The organism is Streptomyces nanshensis (genome assembly GCF_001751255.1).
GTDB classification, from domain to species: Bacteria; Actinomycetota; Actinomycetes; order Streptomycetales; family Streptomycetaceae; genus Streptomyces; species Streptomyces nanshensis_A.
The window spans coordinates 17,707-27,834 of sequence record NZ_LJGW01000298.1; the positions used below are offsets into that span (position 1 = coordinate 17,707).

The 10,128-nt window shown below is 70.8% G+C and carries 6 protein-coding genes and 1 pseudogene; 6 read left to right on the forward strand and 1 reads right to left on the reverse strand.

All coding sequences use genetic code 11. The annotated features are described in order from the left end of the window. Positions 1-10: 10 nt before the first annotated feature. The 4 genes and pseudogenes from AN218_RS17625 (at position 11) to fdhD (ending at position 5,786) form a co-directional block, all read left to right on the forward strand. Positions 11-1,963, forward strand: coding sequence for a molybdopterin oxidoreductase family protein (locus AN218_RS17625; protein ID WP_070017849.1), 1,953 nt, complete (start codon positions 11-13; stop codon positions 1,961-1,963). A gap of 8 nt (positions 1,964-1,971) precedes the next feature. Then, positions 1,972-3,850 (forward strand): annotated as a pseudogene (locus AN218_RS17630) (NAD(P)H-dependent oxidoreductase subunit E). After that, a complete protein-coding gene (locus tag AN218_RS17635) occupies positions 3,847-4,719 on the forward strand; it encodes a 2Fe-2S iron-sulfur cluster-binding protein (protein ID WP_070017850.1) in 873 nt (290 codons plus the stop codon). The pseudogene AN218_RS17630 and the gene AN218_RS17635 overlap by 4 nt, the downstream one beginning before the upstream one ends. 194 nt (positions 4,720-4,913) lie before the next feature. Next, positions 4,914-5,786 carry a formate dehydrogenase accessory sulfurtransferase FdhD gene (fdhD, locus tag AN218_RS17640; RefSeq protein WP_070017851.1) on the forward strand — a complete coding sequence of 291 codons (873 nt, stop codon included), beginning with the start codon at positions 4,914-4,916 and terminating at the stop codon, positions 5,784-5,786. Between the two features lie 195 nt (positions 5,787-5,981). Here fdhD and AN218_RS17645 read toward each other — a convergent pair whose 3' ends face one another. After that, positions 5,982-7,019 carry a bile acid:sodium symporter family protein gene (locus AN218_RS17645; protein WP_070017852.1) on the reverse strand — a complete coding sequence of 346 codons (1,038 nt, stop codon included), beginning with the start codon at positions 7,017-7,019 and terminating at the stop codon, positions 5,982-5,984. Between the two features lie 249 nt (positions 7,020-7,268). On the opposite strand from AN218_RS17645, the gene AN218_RS17650 reads away from it, so the two are divergent. After that, positions 7,269-9,095: an AMP-dependent synthetase/ligase gene (locus AN218_RS17650; protein WP_070017853.1), complete on the forward strand. Its 1,827-nt coding sequence runs from the start codon at positions 7,269-7,271 to the stop codon at positions 9,093-9,095. A gap of 135 nt (positions 9,096-9,230) precedes the next feature. Further along, on the forward strand, positions 9,231-10,067 hold the full coding sequence (locus AN218_RS17655; protein ID WP_070017854.1) for an aldo/keto reductase: 837 nt from the start codon (positions 9,231-9,233) through the stop codon (positions 10,065-10,067). Positions 10,068-10,128: the final 61 nt, after the last annotated feature.

The window sequence follows — 10,128 nt, forward strand, 5'->3', positions numbered from 1 at the left end:
GCAGCGCAGTATGAGGCAGCGCGACCGCGGCAAACCGCCGTCGACCGACTACCCGCGGCTGACCCATCCGCTGGTACGGGACGTCAAGGGCGGCCCGCTGCGCAGGGCGAGTTGGGACGAGGCCCTGGAGAAGGCCACCGAGGGCTTCCGCCGGATCAAGGCGGAGCACGGCCCGGACGCCTTCGGGATGTTCTCCTGCGCCCGCGCGACGAACGAGATGAACTACGTGGCGCAGAAGTTCACCCGCGTCATCATGGGCACCCACAACGTCGACTCGTGCAACCGCACGTGTCACGCGCCCAGCGTCGCCGGGCTCTCGGCGGCCTTCGGCTCCGGCGGCGGCACCTCCTCCTACGAGGAGGTCGAGTCGACGGACCTGATCGTGATGTGGGGCTCCAACGCCCGCTTCGCGCACCCGATCTTCTTCCAGCACGTGCTGCGCGGGATCCGCAACGGCGCGCGGATGTACGCGGTCGATCCGCGCCGTACGTCCACGGCCGAGTGGGCGGAGAGCTGGCTCGGCCTGAACGTCGGCACGGACATCCCCCTCGCGCACGCGATCGGCCGGGAGATCATCCACGCGGGCCTGGCCAACCGCACCTTCATCGAGCGGGCCACGACCGGCTTCGAGGAGTACAAGGCCGAGGTCGAGCCGTGGACGCTGAGCGCCGCCGAGAAGGTCACCGGGGTGCCGGCCGCGGCGATCCGCGACCTCGCGCACGCCTACGCCACCGCCGAACGGGCCCAGCTCTGCTGGACGTTGGGCATCACCGAGCACCACAACGGCACCGACAACGTACGGGCGCTGATCAACCTCTCGCTGCTCACCGGCCATGTGGGCCGCTACGGCGCGGGCCTACAGCCGCTGCGCGGCCAGAACAACGTGCAGGGCGGCGGCGACATGGGCGCGATCCCCGACCGGCTGCCCGGCTTCCAGAACGTCCTCGACCCCGAGACCCGGGCGAAGTTCGAGGCGGCGTGGGAGACGACGCTCCAGCCGCGGCACGGACGCAACCTCACCGCGATGTTCGACGCGATGGAGACCGGCGAACTGCGCGCCGTCTACTGCATCGGGGAGAACCCGGCGCAGTCGGAGGCCGATTCGGGCCAGGCCGTGGAGCGGATGCAGAAGCTCGAACACCTCGTCGTGCAGGACATCTTCCTCACCAAGACGGCCGAGCTGGCCGACGTGGTCCTGCCCGCGACCGCCGCCTGGTGCGAGACCGACGGCACCACGACCAACAGCGAACGGCGCGTGCAGCGCGTACGCAAGGCCGTCGACCCGCCCGGCGAGGCCCGCGAGGACATCGACATCATCTGCGACATGGCCTCCCGCCTCGGCCACGAGTGGAAGTTCGCGGACGCCGAGGAGGTGTGGAACGAACTGCGTTCCGTCTCGCCCAACCACTACGGCATGACGTACGAGCGGCTCGCCGAGCACCAGGGCATCCAGTGGCCCTGCACCAGCACGGAGAAGCTCGAACCGACGTACATGCACGGGCGGTTGTGGGAGACGGACCCCGAACGGCGCGGCAAGCCGGCGCCGTTCGGCATCGTCCGGCACGATCCGCCGGTCGACCTCACCGACGAGGAGTACCCGCTGCGGCTGACCACGGGGCGGCGGCTGGACTCGTACAACACCGGTGTGCAGAGCGGGAGTTTCGCCTCGCCGCTGCGCCACGGCGAGTACGTGGAGCTGTGCCCGGAGGACGCCGAGTTCTACGGCGTCGCCCCCGAGGAGGAGGTACGGGTCAGCTCGCGCCGCGGCTCGGTGGTGGCGCCGGTGGCGATCGACACGGGGCTGCGGCCGGGCCTGGCGTTCATGTCGATGCACTTCCCGGACGAGGTGGACACCAACCAGCTCACCATCGAGTCCAACTGCCCGATCGCGGGGACCGCCGAGTTCAAGGCGTCCGCGATACGGATCGAGAAGCTGCCCGCTCCGGCGGCCGTGAGGAGCTGAGACCCGCGATGGATCTGCGCTTCGGTGACAGCAAGCCGACGGACGAGGAGAAGGCGGCCGTCGACGATCTGCTCGGGCCGCCGCCCAGCGCCTGGGAGGGCGCGGACGACCGCAGTACGGGCGACCTGCGCTGGGCGGTGGGCGGCCGGGACGCGCGGGAGCGGCGCGATCTGCTGCTGCCGGGGCTGCACGCGGTCAACGACCGGGTGGGGTGGATCAGCGAGGGAGCGCTGACCTATCTGTGCCGCAGGCTGACGGTGCCGCCGGCCGAGGCGTACGGAGTGGCGACGTTCTACTCGATGTTCTCGATGCGTCCGCGTCCCTCGACCGTCGTGCACGTCTGTACGGACATCGCGTGCGCGGCGGCACCGGGCGCGGACGAGAACCGGGCCGAGGTGGAGCGCCGCCTCGGCCCGGCGGGCGAGGCACGCGACGGCGCGGTCTGGCAGCCCAGTCCCTGTCTGGGGCTGTGCGAGCGGGCTCCGGCGGCGCTGGCCGTACGGGCCGGGCGGGGCTGNCGCCGTCGTCGCTCCCGCCACCGCCGAGGCCGTCGAGGCGGCGGCACGCGCCCCCGAGGCGGCCGAGGAGGAACCCGCCCCCGCGCTCGCCGTACCGCAGGCGGGCGATCCCGGGCTGAAGCTGCTCTCCCGTATCGGGGTCGCCGACCCCGCCTCCCTCGACTCCTACCGGGCCAACGGCGGCTACCGTGCGCTGCGCCGCGCCTTCGCCCTCGGCCCTGCCGGTGTGCTGCGGGAGGTCACCGACTCCGGGCTGGTGGGGCGCGGCGGCGCCGCGTTCCCCACCGGACGCAAGTGGCAGGCCACGGCATCGCAGCCGGACCAGCCGCACTACGTCGTGTGCAACGCCGACGAGAGCGAGCCGGGCACCTTCAAGGACCGGGTGCTGATGGAGGGCGATCCGTTCGCGCTGATCGAGGCCATGACGATCGCCGGTTACGCGACGGGCGCCCACAAGGGATTTCTCTATCTGCGCGGCGAATACCCGCGCGCGCTGCGGGTGTTGACCGAGGCCGTCGTCCAGGCCCGCGCCCGCGGGCTGCTCGGCGACGACGTGCTCGGCCAGGGCTACGCCTTCGACATCGAGATCCGGCGCGGCGCCGGCGCGTACATCTGCGGTGAGGAGACCGCGCTGTTCAACTCCCTGGAGGGCAACCGCGGGGAGCCGCGCTCCAAGCCGCCCTTCCCGGTGGAGAAGGGCCTGTTCGGCAAGCCGACCGCCGCCAACAACGTCGAGACGCTGGTGAACGTGCTGACCGTCCTGGAGACGGGCGCCGAGGCCTACGCCGCGATCGGCACGGAGAAGTCCACCGGCCCGAAGCTGTTCTGCGTCTCCGGCAGCGTCGCGCGTCCCGGCATCTACGAACTGCCCTTCGGCGCCACGCTCGGCGAGCTGCTCACGCTCGCGGGCGGCGCACCGGACCTGCGGGCCGTGCTGCTGGGCGGCGCCGCGGGCGGCTTCGTACGCGGCGACGAGCTGGACATTCCGCTGACCTTCGAGGGCACCAGAGAGGCCGGCACGACGCTGGGCTCCGGGGTGGTGCTGGCGCTGGACTCCTCGGTGCCGCTGCCGCGCGTCCTGCTGCGCATCGCGGAGTTCTTCCGCGACGAGTCCTGCGGGCAGTGCGTGCCGTGCCGGATCGGCACCGTACGGCAGGAGGAGGCGCTGCACCGGCTGGCCGAGCGGAGCGGGCGGTCCCCGGCCGGTGCCGACGGAAGCGCCGGCGGGAGCGCCGGCGCAGGCGCCGAGGACATCGCGCTGCTCCGCGAGGTGGGAGCGGCGATGCGCGACGCCTCGATCTGCGGTCTGGGACAGACCGCGTGGAACGCCGTGGAGTCCGCCATCGACCGACTGGGAGCCTACGCATGACCGCGATACCGCTGGATCCCCCGCGCCGCCTCGTCGAGTTCGAGCTCGACGGCGAAGCCGCCCGCGTCCCCGAAGGGTCCACGATCCTGGACGCCTGCCGTGCGGCGGGCAAGGACATCCCCACGCTGTGCCAGGGCGAGACGCTCACGCCGAAGAACGCCTGCCGGGTGTGCGTCGTCGAGGTGGAGGGCTCCCGTACGCTCGCGCCGGCCTGCTCGCGCAAGGCCGAGGCGGGGATGTCGGTGCGTACGGACACCGAACGCGCCCGGCACAGCCGCAAGATCGTCCTCGAACTGCTCGCGTCCGCCACGGATCTGTCCACCACGCCGCGCGCCGCCGAGTGGATCAAGGAGTACGGGGCGAAGCCGGACCGCTTCGGCGCCGACGCGGCCACCATGAACGAGGCTCCGAAGGTCGACAACGACCTGTACGTACGGGACTACGACAAGTGCATCCTGTGCTACAAGTGCGTCGACGCGTGCGGTGAGCAGTGGCAGAACACCTTCGCGATCTCCATGGCGGGCCGGGGTTTCGACGCCCGTATCTCCACCGAGCACGACGCTCCGCTGACGGACTCGGCGTGCGTCTACTGCGGCAACTGCATCGAGGTGTGCCCCACGGGCGCGCTCTCCTTCAAGTCGGAGTTCGACATGCGGGAGGCCGGCACCTGGGACGAGGAGCGGCAGACGCAGACGACGACGGTGTGCGCGTACTGCGGTGTGGGCTGCAACCTCACCCTCCACGTGCAGGACAATGAAATCGTCAAGGTCAGCTCGCCGCTGGACAATCCCGTCACACACGGGAACCTGTGCATCAAGGGCCGGTTCGGCTATCAGCACGTCGGCGGCGGGAACGCGGTGGGCGGATGACGGACGGCGGGTGAAGGATAACGGATCCCGGATCGCGGCTGGCGGACGACAGATGACAGATGACCGACAGCAGATGACAGATAACAGATGACGGCGATTGTCAGCCCAAGCCCCGAACAGCGGCCCGGCTGCCGCCGCCCACACCACTCACCGAGTCACCGACAGATCACCGACTCACCGACAGGACGGACGGAATGGGACGGGTCACGGAGCGACGGCGCGTACTGCGCATCCGGGACGGTGCGGTCAGCACCCGTCCGGACACCCTCGTCGCCGAGGAGCCGCTGGAGATCCGGCTGAACGGCAAGCCGCTCGCCATCACCATGCGCACCCCCGGCGACGACTTCGCGCTGGCCGCGGGCTTCCTCGTCAGCGAGGGAGTGCTGGGCTCCGCCGAGGAGCTGGCGAACATCGTCTACTGCGCGGGCGCCACCGACGAGGGCGTCAACACCTACAACGTCGTCGACGTACGGCTCGCACCCGGCGTCCCGCTGCCGGACATCGCGCTGGAGCGGAACGTCTACACGACCTCCTCGTGCGGGCTGTGCGGCAAGGCGAGCCTGGACGCCGTCCGTACCACCGCCCGCTGGAGCATCGAGGACCCGGAGAACCCGGCCGACCCGGCGGGGCCCCGGGTGCTGCTGGAGCCCTCGGTGCTCTCCGGGCTGCCGGACACGCTGCGCGCCTCCCAGCGGGTCTTCGAACGCACCGGCGGTCTGCACGCCGCCGCCCTCTTCACCGCCGAGGGCGAACTGCTGGACGTACGCGAGGACGTGGGACGTCACAACGCCGTCGACAAGCTCGTCGGGCGGGCCCTCCAGCAGGGCCTGCTGCCGCTGAGCGACGCGGTGCTGATGGTCTCCGGGAGGGCGTCCTTCGAATTGGCGCAGAAGGCGGTGATGGCGGGCATCCCCGTGCTCGCCGCCGTCTCGGCGCCGTCGTCGCTGGCGGTGGATCTCGCCGCGGAGAGCGGGCTGACCCTGGTCGGCTTCCTGCGCGGATCCTCGATGAACGTGTACGCGGGTGAGCACCGGCTCGCTTTGCGCACCACGGCCGGCCGGGCCTGACGGTCTCGCCTGCTGCACGGGATAGGGGCTCGGTCGACGGGAGGCGCCCCCTGCGTCGGCCGGGCCCTGACCGTGTGCGTACGGACGCGGTATACGGACGGATGTGCGCGGACGGACGTGTGCGTACGCCATCGCGGGCCGCACGCCCCGCAGTTGGCCCCGGTTCCCATGGGCGCCGCGGGTCCGCGGTCGCCGTCAGCCCGAGCGGGCCGCCGTACGGTCGCGCTCCCCGGTCCGGTCCTCGCTGCCGCGTCCGTCTCCGCCGGCGGCCGGCACGTCCTTCCCGCCGCCCGCCCAGCGCCGCGCGAGGAACGCGCAGACGATGAGCTGCATCTGGTGGTACAGCATCAGCGGCAGCACGGCGAGGCTCGCGTGCGCCCCGAACAGCACGCTGGCCATGGGCAGTCCGGCCGCGAGCGACTTGTTGGACCCAGCGAAGACGGCCACGACGCGGTCGGCCCGTACGAAGCCCAGCCGCCGCGACCCGAACCAGGTCACCGCCAGCATCAGCGCCAGCAGCGCCCCCTCGACGCCCACCAGCGCGAGCAGCCGCAGCGGTGTGACGCGTCCCCAGATCCCCTCGGTCATGCCCTGGCTGAAGGCCGCGTAGACGACGAGCAGCACCGCACCGCGGTCGACGAATCCGAGGACTCCGTGGTGCCGGGTGAGGAAGCCGCCGATCCAGCGGCGCAGCAACTGCCCTGCGGCGAACGGCGCGAGGAGCTGGCAGACGATGCCCACGAGCCCGTCGACGCTCAGGGCCGCCTGCCCGCCGATGAACCAGGCCGCCAGCAGCGGCGTGGCCGCCATCCCCAGCAGGCTGGAGCAGGTGCCCGCGCAGATCGCGGCCGGTACGTTGCCGCGCGCGACAGAGGTGAAGGCGATGGACGACTGGACCGTGGAGGGCACCAGGCACAGGAAGAGCAGCCCCGCCTGGAGCCCCGGGGTCAGCACGTGGGGCACGAGGGCCCGCGTGGCCAGTCCGATGAGCGGGAAGGCCGCGAACGTGCAGAGCACGACGAGCAGTTGGAGCCGCCACTGCCGGGCCCCTTCGAGGGTCTGCCGGGTGGAGAGCCGGGCTCCGTAGAGGAAGAAGATCAGGCCGACGGCCGCCTTGGTGCCCCATCCCAGACCGGTGGCCACCCGGCCGTCGGCGGGGAGGAGTACGGCCAGGAGCACGGTGCCGAGCAGCAACGCGATGTATGGATCGGCCAGTTGTGCCAGTCGGCGCATGTGCTCCCTCGCCTCGTACGAATCTCCTCCCGGCCCATTCTCTCCCGTGCCCCCTTGCTGCTTTACTCGGGGAGGTTCGGTGCAGAAAACTCGTACGATCTGCAACAACCTGACGACGGGAATCCGATGCGCCCCGAAATGCCCGCTTGAGCGGCTTCTGGGTCTCTCCCCACCGGCTCTTTCATCGGATACGGTCACCGCGCGCTGTGCCATACACAGCAGTGCACTGCACGTCGAGGAGCATCCCCATTGCGCGAGTTCACCGTCCCGGCTCTGGCGCCCACACCCCAGGTTGGCGGGCTGGCTGACACCGTCTACGACCACGCCGCCGAGGACCCGGACCGGGTCGCCCTGTCCCGTAAGGACGCCGCCGGCGAGTGGCAGGACGTGACGGCCGCGGAGTTCCGCGACCAGGTGATGGCCATGGCCAAGGGCCTTCTCGCCGAGGGCATCCGCTTCGGCGACCGCGTCGCCGTCATGTCCCGTACGCGCTACGAGTGGACGCTCCTCGACTTCGCCCTGTGGTCCGTCGGCGCCCACGTCGTGCCCATCTACCCGACCTCCTCCGCGGAGCAGGTCTGCTGGATGATGCACGACGCGGAGGTCTCCGCCGCCATCGTCGAGCACGAGGACCACGCGATGACGGTCGGCTCCGTCATCGACCGGCTGCCGCAACTGAAGCGGCTGTGGCAGCTCGACGCCCAGGCCGAGAAGGAACTCATGGCCGCGGGCGACCACTTGGAGGACGACGTCGTCCACCGGCACCGGCTCGCGGTCACGCCGGACTCCACGGCCACGATCATCTACACCTCGGGCACCACGGGCCGCCCCAAGGGCTGCGTCCTCACCCACGCGAACTTCCTCGCGGACGCGGACGCGATCGAGGGGAAGTACCAGCACGTCTTCAGCTCCAAGCCGAGCGAGCCGCCGTCCCTGCTGCTCTTCCTGCCCCTCGCGCACGTCTTCGGGCGCATGGTGCAACTGGTGTGCATCCGCGCCAAGGTGCGGCTCGGGCACCAGCCGGTGATGGCCGCCGAGGCGCTGCTGCCGGACCTGAGGTCGTTCCGGCCGACGTTCATGCTGGCCGTGCCGTATCTCTTCGAGAAGATCTTCCAGGCGTCGCGCCGCAAGGCCGAACTGGAGGGCAAGATCGGCCCGTTCGACAAGGCCGTGGACGTCGCGGTGCGCTACGCGGAGGCGATGGAGCACAAGGCGTTCCGCACCGGGCCCGGCCCCAACGCGTCCCTGCGGCTGAAGCACCAGGTCTTCGACTCGCTCGTCTACAGCAAGCTGCGCGAGGCCATGGGCGGCATCTGCCGCGGCGCCATCTCGGGCGGCAGCGCGATGGAGCGGCGCCTCGGGCTCTTCTTCGACGGCGTCGGCATGCGCATCTACGAGGGCTACGGCCTGACGGAGACCAGCGCCGGCGCGACCCTCAACCCGCCCGAGCGCACCCGCTTCGGCACCGTCGGCCATCCCGTGCCCGGCACGACGGTGCACATCGCCGACGACGGCGAGATCTGGCTGCGTGGCCCGCAGATCTTCCAGGGCTACCTCAACAACCCCAAGGGCACCGACGAGGCCCTGCACGACGGCTGGTTGGCGACCGGCGACCTCGGGGCGCTGGACGAGGACGGCTATCTCACCATCACCGGCCGCAAGAAGGAGATCCTCGTCACCTCCGGCGGCAAGAGCGTCTCCCCCGGGATCCTGGAGGAACGGGTGCGCGCGCACCCGCTGGTCGCGCAGTGCATCGTCGTCGGCAACGACCGTCCGTACGTCTCGGCGCTGGTCACCCTCGACCCGGACGCGGTCACGCACTGGCTTCAGATGCGCGAGAAGCCCGAGCTGAAGCCGACGGAGCTGGTGCGCGACCCGGATCTGGAGACGGAGATCCGGCGGGCCGTCGTCGCCGCCAACACCCAGGTCTCGCAGGCGGAGTCGATACGCACCTTCCGGATACTCGCCGCGCAGTTCACCGAGGAGGCGGGCTATGTGACGCCTTCGCTGAAGCTGAAGCGGAAGGCGATCGAGACCGCGTACGCCGTCGAGATCGAGGCCCTGTACCACCAGTGACGCCGGGGTACCACCAGTGACGCCGGGCCGGGAACGGCCGGGCGTCACGGGCCGCGGGACGAGGAATGCGGCGGCGCGGAAGATCGTTGACCGATGTGGAACCGGAACCGTTCGACATGTGAGGACCGATCGACCGTGAGCGATGTGCCCACCATCACCCTCAACAACGGCACTGCGATGCCGCAACTGGGCTTCGGCGTCTGGCAGGTGCCGGACGACGAGGCGGAACGCGCGGTGACGACCGCGCTGGAATCCGGCTATCGCAGCATCGACACGGCGGCCATCTACGAGAACGAGCGCGGCACGGGCCGCGGTCTGGCCGCGTCGGGCCTGCCCCGCGAGGAGCTGTTCGTCACCACGAAGCTGTGGAACGCCGACCAGGGCCATGACTCGACGCTGCGCGCGTTCGACACGTCCCTGGACCGCCTCGGCCTCGACTACGTGGACCTGTATCTCATCCACTGGCCCGTGCCGGACCACGACAAGTACGTCGAAAGCTGGCAGGCGTTCGAGAAGATCTACGCCGAGGGCCGGGCGAAGGCGATCGGCGTCTCCAACTTCCACCCCGCCCATCTCCAGCGGCTGTTGAAGGAGACCGGCACCGTACCGGCCGTCAACCAGATCGAGTTGCACCCGCATCTCCAGCAGAGCGTGCCGCGTGCCTTCCACGCCGACCACGGCATCGCCACCGAGGCCTGGTCGCCGCTCGGTCAGGGCAAGGACGTGCTCCAGGAACCCAAGCTCGTGGCCGTCGCCGAGAAGCACGGCAAGTCGCCCGCGCAGGTGGTGCTGCGCTGGCACCTCCAGACGGGGAACGTGGTGATCCCCAAGTCGGTGACGCCCTCCCGCATCAGGGAGAACATCGACGTCTTCGACTTCGAGCTGGACGCCGGCGACCTGGCGGACATCGCCGGGCTGAACACCGACACCCGGCTCGGCGCCGACCCGGACACCATGAACTGGATGGGCTGAGGCACCGCACGGCGCGGGCTCGACTCCCGCGCACGCGGCGCGGCCGGGGTACGCTCCCCGG